The organism is Streptomyces beihaiensis, from assembly GCF_026274175.1.
GTDB classification, from domain to species: domain Bacteria; phylum Actinomycetota; class Actinomycetes; order Streptomycetales; family Streptomycetaceae; genus Streptomyces; species Streptomyces beihaiensis.
In genome coordinates, this window is sequence record NZ_JAPHNL010000257.1 from 1 (window position 1) to 17984 (window position 17984).

Sequence of the window (17984 nt, forward strand, 5' to 3'; positions counted from 1 at the left end):
CCTCCTACGCGCCCGCGGTGGCCGCCCGCCCGGAGCCGGCCGTCGCCGTGCCGTGGGGGCTGCGGGTGGCCGCGGAGGCGGGCTGGCGCTTCCTGGTCCTCGCGGGCACCGTCTGGGTCCTCATGAAGGTCATCAGCTCGGTGCAGCTGGTGGTGTTCGCGTTCATCGCCGCCCTGCTGATCACGGCGCTGCTCCAGCCGACCGTGGCGCGGCTCAAGCGCCGCGGTGTGCCCAGGGGCCCGGCCACGGCGCTGACCGCGATCCTCGGCTTCGTCATCATGGGCCTGGTCGGCTGGTTCGTGGCCTGGCAGGTCCAGACGAACATCGACGACCTGTCCAACCAGGTCCAGGACGGCATCGACGAACTGCGCAAGTGGCTGCTGCACAGCCCCTTCCACGTCACCGACAAGCAGATCAACAACATCGCCAAGCAGTTGCGCGACGCGATCGGCACCAACACGGACGCCATCACCTCGGCGGGCCTGGAAGGTGTCACCGTCATCGTCGAGGCGATGACCGGCATCCTGCTGGCGATGTTCTCGACGCTGTTCCTGCTCTACGACGGCCGGCGCATCTGGGAGTGGACCCTCAAGCTCGTCCCCGCGCAGGCCCGGCCCGGCATCGCGGGGGCGGGACCGCGCGCGTGGCGCACCCTCACGGCGTACGTGCGCGGCACGGTGATAGTCGCCCTGATCGACGCCATCTTCATCGGCCTCGGCATCTTCTTCCTCGGCGTCCCGATGGCGGTGCCGCTGGCCGTCTTCATCTTCCTGTTCGCGTTCATCCCGCTGGTGGGCGCGGTCGTCTCCGGTGCGCTCGCGGTGGTCGTCGCGCTCGTGACGCAGGGCGTGTTCACGGCCGTGATGGTGCTCGTGGTGGTGCTGGCGGTGCAGCAGATCGAGGGCCACATCCTGCAGCCGTTCATCCTCGGGCGCGCGGTGCGGGTGCACCCGCTGGCCGTGGTGCTGTCCGTCGCGGCGGGCGGGATGGTCTCCGGGATCGGGGGAGCGGTGGTGGCGGTGCCGCTGGTCGCGGTGACCAACACGGTCGTCGGCTACTTGAGGGCGTGGTCGCGCGAGGCGGCGCTTCGGCAGGCGCCCCTGCCGCGCGGCGCGACCGCCGTGGGGCTCGCACCGGTCGAACCCAGGACGAGCCCCTCCGGCGACTGAGGAACTGAAAAACCGAGGAACTGAGGAACTGAGGAGCGGGGGCCGGAAGTGTCCGGCCCCCGCCACGCGAGGAAGGGCTACGCCAGAACGTCTTCCGCGTCCAGCGTCACCGCGACGGCCTGGAGGACCGACGCGATCTTGAACGCCTCCTGCACGGTCTCGCGGTCGACGCCCGCCTTGCGGAGCACCTGCTCGTGCGAGTCGAGGCACATGCCGCAGCCGTTGATCGCGGAGACCGCGAACGACCACAGCTCGAAGTCGACCTTGTCGACGCCCGGGTTGCCGATGACGTTCATCCGCAGGCCCGCGCGCAGGTTCCCGTACTCGTCGTCCGAGAGCAGGTGGCGGGTGCGGTAGAAGACGTTGTTCATCGACATGACGGCGGCGGCCGACTTGGCGGCCTTGTACGCCTCGGGCGACAGGTTCGCCTCGGCCTCGGGCGCCAGCTCGCGCAGCACGCGCGGCGAGCGGGAGGCGATGGCGCACGCCAGGACCGTGCCCCACAGCTGCTGCCGCGTGAGCAGGCCCGCGCTCTCGGCGTTTCCGATGACCGAGCCCAGGTTGAGCTTCAGGTCCTTGGCGTAGTCCGGTATGGCGGACTTCAGCTCATCGAGGGCCATGGTCACTCACCGGCCAGCAGCGCGACCGGGTCCAGGGTGTCCTCGCCCTTGCTCCAGTTGCACGGGCACAGCTCGTCCGTCTGGAGGGCGTCGAGGACCCGCAGGACCTCCTTGGGGTTACGGCCGACGGAACCGGCGGTCACCATCGTGAACTGGATCTCGTTGTTCTGGTCGACGATGAAGACGGCGCGCTGCGCGAAGCCGTCCTCGCCCTCGATGCCGAGGTCGCGCATGAGCTCGTGCTTGGAGTCGGCGAGCATCGGGAAGGGCAGGTCGGTCAGGTCCGGGTGGTCCTTGCGCCAGGCGTGGTGCACGAACTCGGAGTCGCCGGAGAAGCCGAGGACCTGGGCGTCACGGTCGGCGAACTCCTCGTTCAGCTTGCCGAAGGCCGCGATCTCGGTGGGGCACACGAAGGTGAAGTCCTTGGGCCACGCGAAGACGATCTTCCACTTGCCCTCGTAGGTCTTGTGGTTGATCTGCTCGAACTCCTTGCCCTTCTCCAGCGAGACACAGGCAGTCAGGTCGAACTCGGGGAACTTGTCACCGACAGTGAGCACACGCTCTCCTTGCAGCGAGAAAGGTCCCTTTTGGGGTCCTTTCCATGGGTTGGACTACGCATGATCGTGGCACGGCGTGCATTGATTGTGGAAATAGCTAGACTCGGTCATGTTGATCGGAGGTGGCTATCAGTGGCCGTACAGAACGGAAGGCGCAGACAGCCCAGTCTCGCCCAGCTCAGAGCGTTCGCCGCGGTCGCCGAGCATCTGCACTTCCGTGACGCCGCGGCCGCGATCGGCATGAGCCAGCCCGCCCTGTCCGGGGCCGTGTCCGCCCTGGAGGAGGCGCTCGGCCTGACGCTCGTCGAACGCACGACGCGGAAGGTACTGCTCTCGCCGGCCGGTGAGCGGATCGCCGTACGGGCCCGGGGCGTGCTCGACGAGGTGGGCGCGCTCATGGCGGAGGCCGAGGCGGTGCGGGCGCCGTTCACCGGCGTCCTGCGGCTCGGCGTGATCCCGACGGTCGCCCCGTACGTCCTGCCCGCCGTGCTCCGCCTCGTCCACGATCGCTACCCCGACCTCGACCTCCAGGTGCACGAGGAGCAGACCTCCTCGCTGCTCGACGGGCTCGGTGCCGGGCGGCTCGATCTGCTGCTGCTCGCCGTGCCCCTCGGCGTGCCCGGCGTCACCGAACTGCCGCTGTTCGACGAGGACTTCGTCCTCGTCACCCCCCTCGACCACCGGCTCGGGGGACGCGAGGGCATCCCGCGTGAGGCGCTGCGCGACCTGAACCTGCTGCTCCTCGACGAGGGGCACTGCCTGCGGGACCAGGCGCTCGACGTGTGCCGGGAGGCGGGGCGCGGGGACGCACCGGTCACCACGACCGCCGCCGGGCTCTCCACGCTCGTACAACTCGTCGCCGGCGGGCTCGGAGTGACGCTGTTGCCGCGTACCGCGCTCGCCGTGGAGGCGAGCCGCAGCGCGCAGCTGCTCACCGGGTACTTCGAGGAGCCCGCGCCCAGCCGCACGGTCGCCCTGGCCATGCGCACCGGCGCGGCTCGCGCCGCGGAGTACCGGGAGTTGGCCTCGGCCCTGCGGACCGCTCTGCGGAGCCTGCCTGTCCGGGTCGCAACCGGTGGACTTGATGGGCTCGGTGGCTCCGATGGGCCCGACGGACCCGATGGGCTCGGTGGATCCGATGGGCCCGACGGATCCCATGGGCTCGACGGGTCCGACGGATCCGACGGACCCGATGAGCCCGAGTGGTCGAAGTGATCCGAGTGACCCCGTCACTCCGTCCGCAGGCCGTCCGGGCGCATCCAGCGGTACAGCGGAGGCAGGCTCAGCAGCGTCACCGTCGCCACGGACGCCAGGCCCACGCCCGCCAGCGGTAGCCACAGGCCCCAGTCGGTGACCGGCTTGTGGGCCATGCCCAGCATCAGCCGGCCCAGGCCCAGGCCGCCCGCCACCGCGAGGGCCAGCGCCAGGACCACCGGGAGCGCCGTCTGCCACAGGACCGACCAGGCCAGTGTGGAGCGGCGGGTGCCGTAGGCGACGAGAACCGACAACAGCCGCCTGCGCTCGCGCAGTTGCTCGATCTGGGAGACCAGCATCGCCGCCGCGATCAGCGTCAGCGTGAGGGCCGAGGCCGTGAACACGCCCGAGCGGATGCTCGTGTACTGCTGGTCGCGCTGTACGTCGCGGAAGTTCCATGTCCGCATGCCGGGCTCGATCCTGAAGGCGGTGTTACGTACCAGGTCGTAGACGTCCGGCACGCTCTCGTCGACCTGGATCTCGGCGGACGTCGTGGCGTTGTGCAGCCTCGACGGGTCGATGGCGCCCGGTGTGGCGAGGATGCCGCCGAAGTACGTGCCGTCGGGTGCGCGGCGCGAGGCGACCGTGGGCACGTCCTTCGGGAGCGTCCACAGGACCGGCTTCGCCGTGCCGCCGTACAGGTCGCGCCCGTCGTCCACGGCGAGCCGGGTGCCGGGCCGGGCGAGCTTCTGCAACCGGCCGTCCTGCTGTGCGTCGTGGGACTCGGTGACCCGGAACGCGTCACCGTTCTCGCAGGAGGACAGGTGTGCCAGCTCGCGCAGCGAGCCGCAGGAGCCGACGGTGAACGAGACGGTCGTGGCACCCCTGGGGTCGGCCTTCGCGCGCTGCGGGCGCGCCCAGCTCTCGACGGTGCCGATGACCTTCTTCACCCCCTTGGTCGCGCCGAAGTCGTCGACCATCCGCTGGGCGAGGGCCCCGCTGGGGTAGGAGGCGAGGGCGCCGAACTGGGCCCGCTTGGGGTCCGCCCCGGTGGTCTTGCGGAAGTCCGCGTCGATCCCGACGGTGAACATCTGGAGGGCGATGCCGCCCGCCACCGCGATACTGATCCCGGCGACCGCCCTGCTGGCGCCTCCGCTGTGCAACTGGAGCCTGCGTACCGCGAGTTGCCACGGCACCGGGCCACCGCGCAGCCTTCGCACCGCCGCCTCGACCAGCCACGGCAGGACCAGGACGAGGCCGAGCAGGCTGAGTAGGACACCGGCCGCGATGTGCACCAGGCCGAGGACGTCCACCGCGTCGACGGGCTCCGCCGTCAGCAGCAGCGCCACGCCCGCCGCCGGAACCGGCAGCCGCCACCACAGCCTGCGCGGCCGTGGCCGCGAGCTGCGGACGACGCCCAGCGGCTCGATGGTCACCGAACGCAGCGCGAACAGCGTGACGGCGACCGCCGAGAGCGGCACGGCGAGCAGGATCAGCGCGGCGAGCGCGGGCATCGGTGTGACATCGGCCGGAAAGCCCTGTAGGCCCCAGATCTGCACGTGGGCGAGGATCTGGCGGGCGCCGAGGAAGAACACGCCGCCGAGCGCCACGCCGAGCAGGGTGCCGAACAGTGCCTCCCCGGCCGCCGTGCGCCGCGTCATCCGGGCGTCCGCGCCGACCAGGCGCAGCGCGGCCAGGCGCCGGTCGCGCCGCTCACCGCCGAACCGTACGGCCGTGGCGATGAACACGGCGACCGGTACGAGCAGGACGACGCAGGCCAGGACGACCATGACGACGAGGACCGGGTTGAGCGGCTGGGGGCGCAGGTAGGCGCCGTAGCGGTCGGCGCGGTGTGCCCCGTGGGCCGTGTCGATGGTTGAGCTGCCCGCGTAGAGGTACAGGTCGAAGGGGCTGGTCAGGCCCGCGTCGTGCACGGTGCCGACGACCCGGTAGTCGTAACGCTCCTTGAGGAGCCGTCCCTCGGGGGAGGCCAGCAGTTTCCTCAGCGCGGGCGAGACGACCATCTCGCCGGGCCCCGGCACCTTGTCGACCCCGGGCGGCAGGGCGGGGTGTGCGCCGTCGGGGCGCAGCAGGTAGCCGCTGACCTGGTCGCTCCGGTACTGCGACGACACGTCGACGTAGAGGAAGCTGTGGTCGGAGCGGTGGACGTGTTCGCCGCTCGAACCCATGCCGAGCATGCGGGCGTGTTCGCGTGCGTTGCCCTTGTGCAGGAACGTCGGCACGGACGCGGCACCGAGCAGCACGAGGACGCCGATCCCCACGCCTATCGCGGTGAGCAGCGTGCGGGTCCACCCCTCGCGTCCGCCGGACACGGCGAACCGGACGCCGAGGCCGAGGTCGCGCAGGCGGCCGGAGAGCGGGCCGGGCAGGCTCATCGGGTGAACTCCATGTCGCGGGACCTGCCGTCGCGTACGACGACCTCGCGGTCGGACCAGGCGGCGACCCGCGCCTCGTGCGTGACCAGGACGACGGCGGCGCGCGCCTCGCGGGCGGCGTCGGTGAGCAGCTCCATGACGCGCTCGCCGTTGAGCGAGTCGAGCGCGCCGGTCGGCTCGTCGGCGAACAGCACACGCGGGTCGGTCACCAGGGAACGGGCCACCGCGACCCGTTGGCCCTGGCCGCCGGAGACCTCGCCGGGCCGCTTGCCCGCCACGTCGTCGACCTCCAGCTGTTCGAGCCGGGCGCGGGCGCGGCGCTCGGCGTCCTTGCGCTTGACGCCGTTCAGGCGCAGGGGAAGGGCCACGTTCTCCACGCAGGTCAGCTCAGGGACGAGCTGGCCGAACTGGAACACGAACCCGAACTCGCCGCGCCGCAGCGCGCTGCGCTCGGCATCGGTGAGGGAGGTCAGGTCGCGGCCGTCGTACGTGATCGTCCCCGCGTCCGGCGCGACGATCCCGGCCAGGCAGTGCAGCAGCGTCGACTTGCCCGAGCCCGAGGGGCCCATGACGGCGACGATCTCGCCCGGGTGCACGGAGAACGAGGCACCGTCGAGCGCGGGCGTGCTGCCGTACGACTTGCGCAGATCGGTGGCGGAGAGGAGGGACCCGGCGGGCGTCATGCGGGCCGCACCTCCCGGGCGAGGCGGTCGAGACGCGCGGCGGTCAGCTCCAGCCAGCGCAGGTCGGCCTCCAGGTGGAACAGGGCGTGGTCGCAGATCAGCTGGTCGGCGAGGTCGCCCTTGCGTTTGCGGTCGGTGAGCATCCGCATCATGCGCAGGTGCTCGGCGCGCTGCGCGTCGAGGATCTCGGCGGCGTCGCGGTGGGTGAGCAGGGCGAGGACGACCTTCGTGTACAGCGTCGACTGGAGGTACGGCTCCGGCTTCTCCGGCGTGGCCAGCCAGCGCTGGACGTCGGTGACACCGGCTTCGGTGATCGCGTACCGCTTGCGCTCGGGACCGCCCCCGCTCTCCACCCCGTCGACCTCGACGAGGCCGTTCTTGAGGAGGCGGGACATGGTCGAGTAGACCTGTCCGTAGTGCAGCGGCTTGTCGTGTCCGAAGGTCTCGTCGAAGGTGCGCTTGAGGTCGTAGCCGTGGCGGGGCCCGGCTTCGAGAAGCCCGAGGAGGGTGTGGCCGATGGACATGGGGGAACTATACATCGCATGTATACGTGCGGTGTATAGCGGTGGGGTACGGTCGGCGAGGAGCGTGGGCCTGCGTCGAGCCGTGACGACACCGCGTGCGAGCGGCCGGCCGCACCGGCGGTCGTTCGGCGGTCGTTCGGCGGTCGTTCGGCCGTCGTTCGGCGGCATCCGCCGATCGTTCGGCGGTCATTCGTCGGCCGGGGTGTCACCCCCCGGGTTCTTGGGTGGCCTGCCCCGCCGCGGCAGCGGCCCCGCCGCCCCGGGGAGGCGCCCGGCCTCCCCGAGGGCCCGCCGCAGCAGGAACTCGATCTGCGCGTTGGCGGAGCGCAGCTCCTCCCCGGCCCACCGCGCGAGCGCGTCGTACACGGCCGGGTCGAGCCGCAGCAGCACCTGCTTACGCGGTCGTGGGGTCACTGGTAGAGGGTCCCCGTGTTCAGGACGGGCTGCGCCGCGCGGTCGCCGCAGAGCACGACCAGCAGATTGCTCACCATGGCCGCCTTGCGCTCCTCGTCGAGCTCCACGAAGTCCTGCTCCTGGATGCGGGCGAGCGCGGCCTCGACCATGCCCACCGCGCCGTCGACGATCTGGCGGCGCGCCGCCACGACGGCACCGGCCTGCTGCCGCTGAAGCATCGCGGAGGCGATCTCCGGCGCGTACGCGAGGTGCGTGAAGCGCGACTCGATGATCTGCACGCCCGCGGCCTCCACGCGTGCGTGGAGCTCGACCGCCAGCTTCTCGGTGATCTCCTCGGCGTTGCCGCGCAGCGAGAGCGAGTCCTCGTCGTGCGCGTCGTACGGGTACTCGATGGCGATGTGCCGCACCGCCGCCTCGGTCTGCGTCGAGACGAACTCCAGGAAGTCGTCGACCTCGAACGTGGCCTGCGCCGTGTCCTCGACCTTCCAGACGAGGACCGCGGCGAGCTCGATCGGGTTGCCGTACGCGTCGTTGACCTTGAGCACGGCGGTCTCGTGGTTGCGTACGCGCGTGGAGATCTTCGTACGGGAGGTCAGCGGGTTGACCCAGCGCAGCCCGTCCGTACGGATGGTGCCCCGGTAGCGGCCGAAGAGCTGGACCACGCGGGCCTCGCCGGGCGCGACCATGTTCAGGCCGCTCATCGCGAAGATCGAACCGATCGCGACGAGGATGCCGAACACGATCAGCAGGGCCTTGCCGCCGGTCGACGAGACCGCGGTCGCGGTGGCGATGAGGCCGACGCCCACGACCAGCCCGACCAGGCCGAGCAGCAGGGCGAGTCCACCGCCGATGCTGTGCGCCGTGACCTCGCGTACGCGCGCCTTGGGCATCTGCGGAACGTCCGGCGCTGCGGTCCCGGACGTGGTGGTGGCGTCCGATGTGGTGTCCGTCTCTGACATGACAGTCCCCGTTTCTCTGAGCTGCTGGTTCGCCGCCGTCTCCGGCGGCGCTGGTCTAGCAAAGTGATATCACTTTACTCCTCGCGGCAACCTTCTGCACCCCTCGTTCGTCGGTTCCCATGGATGCAGGTGCTGATTGTCACGTCCGGAAATGCCCGGTACGGCCGGGTTTTGACTTAAGTGGCGGTGTTAGCTTCATGAGCTGATTCAGCACGGAAGACATACGTACGACGTACTCGGAGAGAAGCGGAGCGACACAGCCATGGGCCGAGCGGAAGCGAGGAAGGCGCGCAAGCGCGCGGCGCGGCCGTCGGGTATACGCCGCTTCTTCACCTGGAAGAAGCTCCTGGGCGCGTTCTTCGGATTCGTCCTGCTGTGCATGGGCGCGTTCATCGTGCTGTACATGACGATCGACGTGCCCCAGGGCAACAACGACGCCAAGCGGCAGGCCAACATCTTCAAGTACAGCGACGGTACGACCCTGGCCCGCTCCGGCAAGGTCAACCGCGAGATCGTCGGCCTGTCGGAGATCCCCAAGGGCGTGCAGCACACGTTCGTCGCCGCCGAGAACAAGACCTTCTACACCGACAAGGGCGTCGACCTGAAGGGTATCGCCCGCGGCGCCTTCAACACGCTCACCGGCAAGGGCATGCAGGGTGGTTCGACCATCACCCAGCAGTACGTGAAGAACTACTACCTCACGCAGGAACAGACCGCCTCGCGCAAGCTGAAGGAACTGGTCATCTCGCTGAAGGTGGACCAGCGGATGTCCAAGGACGACATCCTCGCCGGATACATCAACACCAGCTACTACGGCCGCGGCGCCTGGGGCATCCAGGCCGCCGCCCAGGCCTACTACGGCGTCGACGCGTCGCAGCTGACCGTGCAGCAGGGCGCCTACCTCGCGGCGCTGCTCCAGGCCCCCAACGAGTACGACTGGGCCATCGCCTCCGACACGGGCAAGAAGCTGGCCAAGGCGCGCTGGAACTACGTGCTCGACAACATGGTCAAGATGCACTGGCTCGACCCGAGTGAGCGGCAGGGCATGAAGTTCCCGACGCCGCACGCGCCGAAGGGCACCTCGGGCATCAGCGGCAAGGGCCAGGACGGCTACCTGTACTACGCGGCGAAGGCCGAGGTCGAGAAGGAACTCCACCTCACCGACGACCAGTTCGAGGCGGGCGGCTACACGGTCACCCTGAGCATCGACCGCAAGAAGCAGAAGCAGCTGGAGAGGGCGGTCAAGGACCAGCTCAACGACAAGCTGGACCCCAAGAAGCGCAAGGTGGACGCCGACGTACAGGCGGGCGCCGTCTCCGTCGACCCGAAGACGGGCCAGATCGTCGCCCTGTACGGCGGCCAGGGCCTGTCCAAGCACTACCGCAACAACGCGACGCGCACCGACTACCAGCCCGCCTCCACCTTCAAGCCGGTCATCCTCACCGCGGCCCTGGAGAACGGCGCCCAGACCCAGGACGGCAAGCCGATCACCGCGGACACGATCTACTCCGGCAAGAGCAAGCGCCCGGTCGTCTCCAACGGCCAGAAGGTCGGTTTCGCCCCGCCGAACGAGGACAACTTCAGCTACGGCCCGATCACCGTGCAGAAGGCCATGGACGACTCCGTGAACTCCGTCTTCGCGCAGATGGGCGCGGACGTCGGCATGGACCAGGTCATGGCGATGGCCAAGAAGCTCGGCATGACCGGGCCGCTCAAGCCCTACTTCGCCCAGACGCTCGGCTCGATGGGCGCGAGCCCCATGGAGATGGCCGGTGTCTACGCGACCCTCGACAACCACGGCAAGCTGGTCACCCCGCACATCGTGAAGTCGGTGACCAAGCAGGGCCAGAAGCTCGACCTGCCGTCCGCGATCGGCGGCCAGGTCATCAAGGCCGGCACCGCCGACGCCGTCACCTCGGTCCTGACCGGTGTGGTCGACGACGGTACGGCGCGCAGGTCGGTCAGCGCCAACCCCGACCGCGACGGCCGGAAGGTGGCCGGTAAGACGGGTACGTCGGACTGCAACCGGTCGGCCTGGTTCACCGGCTACACCCCGGACCTCGTCACGTCGGTCGGCCTGTTCGGCGAGGCCGCCGGGCCCCGGACACTGCACTGCTCCGGCAAGGACATCTCGATCGCCAGGGGCGGCCAGGTCTCCATGGCGGGCACGGCCGGCGGCGGCCGGGTCAACGGTGGCGCGTTCCCGGCCAGGATCTGGGCGCAGTACACCTTCAACTCGTCCAGCCCCACGGCCAAGTTCGAGCTGAACACGGACATGGGCAAGGCCGTCGCCCCGACGACCACCGCCCCGGCCACGCCGTCCCAGACGCCGTCGCAGACGCCCACGACTCCGTCGGCGCCGCCGACCAGCGAGACGCCGTCGCAGACGCCCACGACTCCGTCGGCGCCACCGAGCAGCGAGACGCCGTCGCAGACGGCGACCGGGCCGTCGACGCCGACGAGCGGGACCGCGTCGCCGCCGACGTTCCCCACGGATCCGCTGAAGCCGGGGAACGGCAAAGGGAACGGTTAACTGAGTCGGGCGGGGGCGGGACGTCGTCGCCGTAGTGGGTACGGCGGGAAATTTTCCCGCCGTACCCACATCAGGATGTCGCCCCGCACGTCACGCCGAGGCCGGGGCCCCCACCCAGGCCATCGCCGCGGCCACAAGCGCCCGTACGCCCACCGCGATGGTCGGGTCCTGGAGCGGGGCGTACTTCGGGGAGTGGTTCGTGGGGATCTCCGGCGGCAGGCCGCGCGTGGCGAGCTCCTCGGGCGTCATGTCCGCGAAGAGGGCCGGGTCGGCGCCGCCGAAGTGCCAGAAGACCGACGGGACGCCCAGGGCCGTGCCGAACAGGCCGAAGTCCTCGCTGCCGTTGATCGGCTGGGGCAGGGTGAACACGCCCTGCTCGCCCAGCGCGCCGCGCAGCGCGTCCACGACGGTCGACGTGGCGTCGGCCGTGTTCTCGGTGACCGGGAACTCGCCCAGCGACGTGAACTCCGGCTCCTTCGGCGCGCCCGACGCCGCCGCCTCGGCCCGGACGATCCGGTGCACCGCGTCGATCACCCGCTGCCGTACGACCGGGTCGACCGAGCGGATGTTGATCTTCAGCTCGGCCTCGTCGGGGATGATGTTCTCCTTCGTGCCGGCGTGGATCGAGCCCACGGTCACCACGGCCCGCTGCCCCGCGCCCACCTCGCGCGAGACGACCGTCTGGAGTCGCATCACCACGGCCGCCGCCATCACCACCGGGTCGACCGCCGACTCGGGCGACGAACCGTGCCCGCCCCGGCCGAAGAGGCGTACGCGGAAGCTGTCCGAAGCCGACATCACCGCGCCGGGGCGGGTCACCGCGACGCCCGCGGGGAACGGGCCCACGTGCTGGCCCAGGCAGACGTCGGGGCGCGGGAAGCGGTCGGCGAAGCCGTCCGCCAGCATGCCGCTCGCGCCCTCGCCGGTCTCCTCGGCGGGCTGGAACACGGCGACGACCGTGCCGCGCCACGACTGACGGTGCGTGGCCAGCAGTTCGGCCGCGCCCAGCAGGCACGTGACGTGCATGTCGTGGCCGCAGGCGTGCATGACCGCCGTGTCGTTGCCGTCGCGGTCGGTGGTGCGGACCCTGGAGGCGTACGGGAGGCCCGTCGCCTCCAGGACCGGCAGGCCGTCCATGTCGGCGCGCAGCAGCACGGTCGGCCCGTCACCCGCGCCGCCGCGCAGCACGCCCACGACCCCGGTGCCGCCGACGCCCTCGGTGACCTCGCAGCCGGGCAGCGCGCGCAGCCGGTCCGCCACCACACCGGCGGTACGCGTCTCCCGCATCGACAGCTCGGGGTGGGCGTGCAGGTCCTCGTACAAGGGGCGCAGGACGGGCAGGAGCGCGTCGATGCCGTCGAGCAGCGGGCGGAGGGCGGGGCTGCTGGTGTCGGGCGTTGTCATGCGGACTCGCTTTCTACGGGAGGCTCCGGGGAAGCCGGGGTTGTCGGGGCTGCCAAGTCTTCTACGGATTCGGGTGACGGGCCCGGCAGACGCAGCGCTTTGCGGAACGACGCCGTGTCCTGCGGGGTGCGGAGGGCGAGCGCGGCGGCCAGGACCGCGCCGACGATCAGGAAGGCGAAGGCCGCCGCGAATCCGGCCGTGTCGGCCAGCATGCCCATCACCGTCGGCGCCACCACGCCGCCGAGCTGACCGCCGAGCGTGATCAGCCCGACTGCCGCACCCGTCAGCTCGGTCGGCAGGCTGCGCAGCGGGACCGCGAAGATCGGCATGTAGGAGAGGGAGGCGACGCTGATGGCCACGGTCATCCAGCCGATGAACGCGGTCGTCGTGGTCGCGGTCGCCATCAGGGCGAGGGCGACGGAGGCGACGGCCATCGCGGGCAGGATGATCCGCCGGTGGTTGCCGTTCAGTCGGTCCGAGAGGCGGCCGCCGACGATGATGGCCACCGTCGCCGCACCCGCGGGGATCACGGCGACCGCTCCGGCCGAGGTCAGCGAGATGCCGCGCTGCTCGTTGAGGTACGACGGCACCCAGGTGTTGAGGCCCCACACGATGATGTCGTAGCCGAGGAACATGGCCGCGAACGCCCACATGGTGGGGGAGCGCAGGACCGTGCGCGCGCTCCACGCCGTCCCGGCCGGACCGCCGGACGGTCCGGGCTCGGGGGTGTCGGCGGCCCGCCGCTGCGGCAGCCACAGGCTCACCGCCGCCCACACGAAGACGCCGACGCCCGCCACGCTGAAGAACGCCGAGCGCCACCCGAAGTGCGCGATGAGCGGGGCGGCGGCGAGGGGCGCGACGACCGCGGCGACGGCGTTCGAGGACTGCACCATGCCGTTGGCGGCCATCCGCTGCCCCGGGGTGGTCCGTTCGCTGACGGCCTTCATCGAGGCGCCGGGGAAGACGCCCTCGGCCACCCCGAACAGGAACCGCACCACGAGCAGGATCGCGAACGATCCGGCGAGCCCGGTCAGCGCCGTGAAGGCGGACCACACCAGCAGCGCCAGGCAGGTGACCCGCTTGGCGCCGAACCGGTCCGCGAGCATGCCGCCGGGCACCTGGCAGGCCGCGTACGCGAGGAAGAACGCCGAGACGGCCAGGCCCTGCTGGGTCTTGCTGAGGTCGAACTCGTCGCCGATGGACGGCAGCGCGAGGTTGATGACGAGCCGGTCGATGTAGTCGATGAGCCAGGCGGCGAAGAGCAGCACGACGGTGACGCGTGCGCCCTTGTCCAGTCGTTCCCTGGCGGCCGGGGCCGAGAGCGGTGGGGCCACGGGCACTCCTTCTCGTGGGGTGCGGACGGGGGGTGGCTCTGAAGTGGGGACAGAATCCGGCCGTCGTACGAGAAGGAGTCCCAATTGCAGGAAAGCGGCGTCCGGCCAGGTCTCATGCAGGAATCCGCCACCGAGCGTGCTTGCGGTGCGGCGGGCTGGGGTGGGGGGCGGTGCGGTGCGGCGGGGTGGGCTGCGGCGGGGTGCGGTGAGGTGAGGCGAAGTGGGGCGGGAGCGAGAGGGGAGCGGGGCGGGAGCGGGGTGCCCGTCGCGGGTCGTCCGGTCACAGGGCGGCGGGCTCGCGTGTCGCATGCCCGCATGCCCGCATGCCCGCATGCCCGCATGCCCGCATGCCCGCGAGCCCGCATGCCCGCGGGCCGCATGCCCGCGAGCCCGCCGGTTCAGCGGGTCATCGGCCCGTCAGCCGTCAGCCGTCAGCCGTCAGCCGTCAGCCGAGCGTGAACCCCAGCTCTCGGCCTCTCAGCCCGCCCCCGGCCGGGCCAGCTCGAACCACACCACCTTTCCGGCGCTCAGCCGGGTGGCGCCCCAGCGTCGGGTCAGGCGGTTGACCAGGTAGAGACCGCGGCCGCCCTCGTCCGTGGCGCGGGCCTGCCGCAGGCGCGGGAGCTGGGGTACGTCGTCGCCCACCTCGCAGCGCAGCACGTCCGTGCGCAGCAGGCGCAGCGTCACCGGGCGCGAGGCGTAACGGACGGCGTTGGTGACCACCTCGCTCACGAGCAGTTCCACCGAGTCCGTCAGGTCCTCCAGGTCCCAGCGGGCCAGCGCGCTGCGGGCCAGGCGGCGGGCGCGGCTCGGTGCGGCGTCCTCCGGGTCCAGGAACCAGTACGCGACATCGCTCGGCGCGATCCCGTCGAAGCGGGCCGCGAGCAGCGCGATGTCGTCGTCCCGGTCCCCCGGACCGAGCATGTCCAGGATGTCGTCGCAGAGCGCTTCGAGCGGCGGGGGGTGATCCGGGCCCGTCAACTGGGCCGTCGCCGCAAGCCGTTCGCGCAGCTGCTCTATGCCGGTCCACACGTCGCGCAGGCGCGATTCCACCAGGCCGTCCGTGTAGAGGAGCAGGGTGGCCCCGGCCGGCGCGTCGAGCTCCACCGCCTCGAAGTCGACCCCGCCGACGCCGATCGGCGCGCCCGGCGGCACCCGTAGCACCTCGGCCCGGCCGCCGAGGTGGAGCAGGACCGGCGGCGGGTGTCCCGCGTTGGCGATGGTGATGCGGTGCGAGACCGGGTCGTAGACCGCGTAGAGGCAGGTGGCCATGCGGTCGGTGCCCAGGCGTTGGGCCTGTTCGTCGAGGTGGTGCAGGACTTCCTGCGGCGGCAGGTCGAGCCCGGCGAGCGTCTGCGCGGTCGTGCGCAGCTGGCCCATGATCGCGGCCGACGTCATGGAGTGGCCCATCACGTCCCCGACGACCAGCGCCACCCGGCTGCCCGGCAGCGGGATCGCGTCGTACCAGTCGCCGCCGACCCGCGCCGTCTCCGCCGCCGGGAGGTAGCGGGAGGCCAGGCGGACCCCGGTCGGGTTCGGCAGCGTCTCGGGCAGCATCGTGCGCTGCAACTCGTCCGCGATGTACGCCTCACGCCCGTACAGGACCGCCTTGTCGATGCCGAGCGCGCTGTGCGTGGCCAGCTGCCCGGCGACCAGCAGGTCGTCCGACTCGAACGCGGGCCGGTCCGGGCGGCGCAGGAACACCGCCGCGCCGATCACCCGGCGTCGGCCCCGCAACGGCGCCAGGATGGTGTGGCGTTGCTCCCCGGACACGGGAAGCGCGGTGCCGAGCAGTTCCGGCAGGGCGGCCAGCGCGGCGGGCGACTCCGCGAAGACGGGCCGTACGCCGCGCAGCACCTCCGCGAGCGCGCCGCCCGGCCGCACCTCGCACAACTCGGCGCTGCCCTGCGTGAGTTCCAGCTGCGGCACGCTCACCGCGGGCAGCGTGCCGACCTCGGAGTCCGGCTCCTCGGGGATGCGGTCGGTGCGGCGCAGGCGCAGCATCATCGGCCCGGTGGGCCGTTCGTCGCCGACCGGCAGAGGCTCGCGCAGATACACCAGGATCGCGTCGGCGAACGTCGGCACGGTCGCCCGGCACAGGCCCATCACGATCTCGTCGAGGTCGAGCCCGCGCGCGATCCGCCGGGTCGCCGCACCGACGAACCGCAGCCGGTCGCCGTCGCGCCGCATCGCCACCGGCTGGCCCGGCGGATGCGGCTGCCCGATGCGCCGGTCGGCGCCGTCCGGGGGGCCGACCGGGCCGACGGGGCCCGCGGGACGCACCGGCTCGGGTGACGGCGAGCGTGGCTGGGAGTGTTCGGTGTCCGCCGGGCCGGGCGGCGCCGTGGCGGAGGGGGAGGGAGCGGGCGGCTTGGCGGAGCCGCGCCGCGGCTGTTGCGGTAACCCGCCGTCGGCCATGGACCCGGACGCCTCCTGGGCGCGCCGCAGCGCCCCGCGAGGGTCGGCGGGGTGGGCCGCCGTGCCGTGGTGGCGTCCTTGGCGGCCTTCATGGGAGGTGGGGTACTCCGTCACGCGTGTCGAATCCGTCCGTACGGGGCTGCGAGCTCGGGGGTCACCGGCCGGTGCGCCGGCAGATCAGGAACAGCTGGTGCTCTGGTGGGACGTCGGTGTCGGCCGGAGCGTACGCGTACGTCTCCTCCCCGGTGATCTCGAAGCCCGCGTCGCGCACGACCTGGCGCAATTCGTCCCGCAGGAATCCCGATACCCGGATCGTGTGCCCCAGGAACGGAATCTCGGCGTCGTCCAGGTCGGCCTCGACCATGGACAGCGCCAACAAGCCATCGGGGCGAAGCAGCGAGCGCAGCAGTCGCAGTGCGGCGGGGATCGCGGCGCGCTCCAGCATCAACAGGGTGAAGAAGCAGGTGACGGCGTCGAATTGGCCGATGCCGTCCCGGCCCTGCGAGCCCTGGGCGGACAGTGTCATCAGGTCGGCCTGTCTGAACTCGGCCTCGGGCACGGACGAGCGTGCCAGCTCCAGCATGCCGCCGGACAGGTCGACACCGACGACCTGATGCCCCGCGTCGACGAGTTGACGGGCCGTCGGAACTCCGGTGCCGCAGCCCGCGTCGAGCACCCGCGACTTCGGCGGAAGCTCGGCCAGGAGCCGCTCCACGGCGGCCAGTTGACCGTCCTTGTGCGGGAACGCCTGGTCGTAGCGCCCGCCGATCGCGTCGAACGCGGCGGCCTGAGCCGATCGGTCGGCCCGGTCGGCCCCTCCCGCCCCGTACGTCCCACTGCTGCGACCCACGACTCCCGCCGCCCCTCGATGACTTCGTCGACATCGTGTCAGACCCGCCGCGCGCGCGAAGAGTTGCTGCCCGGATCGCTCTTCGCGCGACCTCTCGTGCCGCATTCCGCACTTGCGGAGGACGATCCTACGTTTCCCCCACGGGGGCGCATCAAGGGGCTCATGAGGACACGTGCGCGGGCGTACGGTCCCAGTTCTCCGGGAGGCCGGGCACCGGCCACGCCGGATCGGGCCGCCAGCGCTGCCAGCCGTCCGCGTACGGACGGCCCCAGCGCTCGATCACCTCGACCGCCCGTCGCCCCGCGGCCCGTACGGCCTCGGCCCGCTCGGCGCTCATCAGGCCCACGGCCTGGGCCTGCGCGAACTCGTCCTCGTCGTGCCAGCGCCAACTGCCGTCCGGGTGGACCGACAGATCCAGGAAGTGGTCCTCGGAGTCCACACCACCGGACCACCGTACGCGCGGCTGCTCCAGATTCACGTACCAGTTGCGGAACTTCCAGCCGGGCTCCCAGAACAGCCACACCGACCAGGGCTCGCCCGGCCGCGCCAGCTTCAGCACGCCGGTGCCCGACCACCGGTCGTGGCTCAGCGCCCGCGGCTTGGTGTACCGGGTGGCGAGCGGCTCACGGTGGACGGGGGTACCGTCGGCGAGCACCGGCCTGACACACTCGGTGCCCGGCGCCATCCACGCGGCCAGCAGCTCCGGGGTGTCCTGGACCACGGTGACCGGACGGCAGATGTGGAAGCCGTCGCCGCCGTTGGCGCGGTAGCGCCACAGGATCTGCTGACCGGGCGTCCAGCGACCGTCGAAGGTCTCCGCGGGCACCGCCGCGACTCCGTCGTCTGTCATGAGCAGATATTAGGTGCCGAAGGCATACGTCGCTGTGTGTCGGGTGTCACGAGTGTCACGGGCGTCATGGCTGTCACGG

At 71.4% G+C, this 17984-nt stretch carries 15 protein-coding genes; 3 read left to right on the top strand and 12 right to left on the bottom strand.

What is annotated here, in order from left to right; all coding sequences use genetic code 11:
* The coding region (locus OFY01_RS20145) for an AI-2E family transporter (protein WP_266601868.1) at window positions 1-1169 on the top strand (1169 nt) is incomplete at its 5' end.
* A gap of 77 nt (window positions 1170-1246) precedes the next feature.
* Here OFY01_RS20145 and OFY01_RS20150 read toward each other — a convergent pair.
* Window positions 1247-1789: an alkyl hydroperoxide reductase gene (locus OFY01_RS20150; protein WP_266601870.1), complete on the bottom strand. Its 543-nt coding sequence runs from the start codon at window positions 1787-1789 to the stop codon at window positions 1247-1249.
* A gap of 2 nt (window positions 1790-1791) precedes the next feature.
* Window positions 1792-2346, bottom strand: a complete 555-nt coding sequence (locus OFY01_RS20155; RefSeq protein ID WP_030800852.1) for a peroxiredoxin — start codon at window positions 2344-2346, stop codon at window positions 1792-1794.
* Window positions 2347-2478: 132 nt separating this feature from the next.
* Here OFY01_RS20155 and OFY01_RS20160 point away from each other — a divergent pair, with 132 nt between their 5' ends.
* The gene (locus OFY01_RS20160; RefSeq protein ID WP_266601874.1) at window positions 2479-3561 is read left to right on the top strand and encodes a hydrogen peroxide-inducible genes activator; all 1083 of its coding nucleotides are present in this window, start codon (window positions 2479-2481) and stop codon (window positions 3559-3561) included.
* Between the two features lie 14 nt (window positions 3562-3575).
* On the opposite strand, the gene OFY01_RS20165 is transcribed toward OFY01_RS20160, so the two are convergent.
* The 5 genes from OFY01_RS20165 to OFY01_RS20185 form a co-directional block, all read right to left on the bottom strand.
* Window positions 3576-5936: an FtsX-like permease family protein gene (locus tag OFY01_RS20165; protein WP_266601876.1), complete on the bottom strand. Its 2361-nt coding sequence runs from the start codon at window positions 5934-5936 to the stop codon at window positions 3576-3578.
* Window positions 5933-6619 carry an ABC transporter ATP-binding protein gene (locus tag OFY01_RS20170; RefSeq protein ID WP_266601878.1) on the bottom strand — a complete coding sequence of 229 codons (687 nt, stop codon included), beginning with the start codon at window positions 6617-6619 and terminating at the stop codon, window positions 5933-5935. The genes OFY01_RS20165 and OFY01_RS20170 overlap by 4 nt, the downstream gene beginning before the upstream one ends.
* Window positions 6616-7143: a PadR family transcriptional regulator gene (locus tag OFY01_RS20175; RefSeq protein WP_266601880.1), complete on the bottom strand. Its 528-nt coding sequence runs from the start codon at window positions 7141-7143 to the stop codon at window positions 6616-6618. Before OFY01_RS20175 ends, OFY01_RS20170 begins: the two co-directional genes overlap by 4 nt.
* A gap of 186 nt (window positions 7144-7329) precedes the next feature.
* Window positions 7330-7608 (bottom strand): hypothetical protein, encoded by a 279-nt coding sequence (locus tag OFY01_RS20180; RefSeq protein ID WP_407700385.1) that lies wholly within the window; start codon window positions 7606-7608, stop codon window positions 7330-7332.
* Entirely contained in the window at window positions 7554-8516 is a 963-nt protein-coding gene (locus OFY01_RS20185) for an SPFH domain-containing protein (RefSeq protein ID WP_266601884.1), read from the bottom strand. Before OFY01_RS20185 ends, OFY01_RS20180 begins: the two co-directional genes overlap by 55 nt.
* 262 nt (window positions 8517-8778) lie before the next feature.
* Here OFY01_RS20185 and OFY01_RS20190 point away from each other — a divergent pair, with 262 nt between their 5' ends.
* Window positions 8779-11049, top strand: a complete 2271-nt coding sequence (locus tag OFY01_RS20190; RefSeq protein WP_266601886.1) for a transglycosylase domain-containing protein — start codon at window positions 8779-8781, stop codon at window positions 11047-11049.
* A gap of 90 nt (window positions 11050-11139) precedes the next feature.
* On the opposite strand, the gene OFY01_RS20195 is transcribed toward OFY01_RS20190, so the two are convergent.
* The 5 genes from OFY01_RS20195 to fomD form a co-directional block, all read right to left on the bottom strand.
* On the bottom strand, window positions 11140-12453 hold the full coding sequence (locus OFY01_RS20195) for an amidohydrolase (protein WP_266601888.1): 1314 nt from the start codon (window positions 12451-12453) through the stop codon (window positions 11140-11142).
* On the bottom strand, window positions 12450-13787 hold the full coding sequence (locus OFY01_RS20200; RefSeq protein WP_266601890.1) for an MFS transporter: 1338 nt from the start codon (window positions 13785-13787) through the stop codon (window positions 12450-12452). Before OFY01_RS20200 ends, OFY01_RS20195 begins: the two co-directional genes overlap by 4 nt.
* Before the next feature lie 477 nt (window positions 13788-14264).
* Window positions 14265-16319: an ATP-binding SpoIIE family protein phosphatase gene (locus tag OFY01_RS20205; RefSeq protein ID WP_407700384.1), complete on the bottom strand. Its 2055-nt coding sequence runs from the start codon at window positions 16317-16319 to the stop codon at window positions 14265-14267.
* Between the two features lie 40 nt (window positions 16320-16359).
* The gene (locus tag OFY01_RS20210; RefSeq protein WP_266601892.1) at window positions 16360-17055 is read right to left on the bottom strand and encodes a class I SAM-dependent DNA methyltransferase; all 696 of its coding nucleotides are present in this window, start codon (window positions 17053-17055) and stop codon (window positions 16360-16362) included.
* 160 nt (window positions 17056-17215) lie between these two features.
* Complete coding sequence (fomD, locus tag OFY01_RS20215; RefSeq protein ID WP_266601894.1) at window positions 17216-17905, bottom strand: cytidylyl-2-hydroxypropylphosphonate hydrolase; 690 nt, start codon at window positions 17903-17905, stop codon at window positions 17216-17218.
* Window positions 17906-17984: the final 79 nt, after the last annotated feature.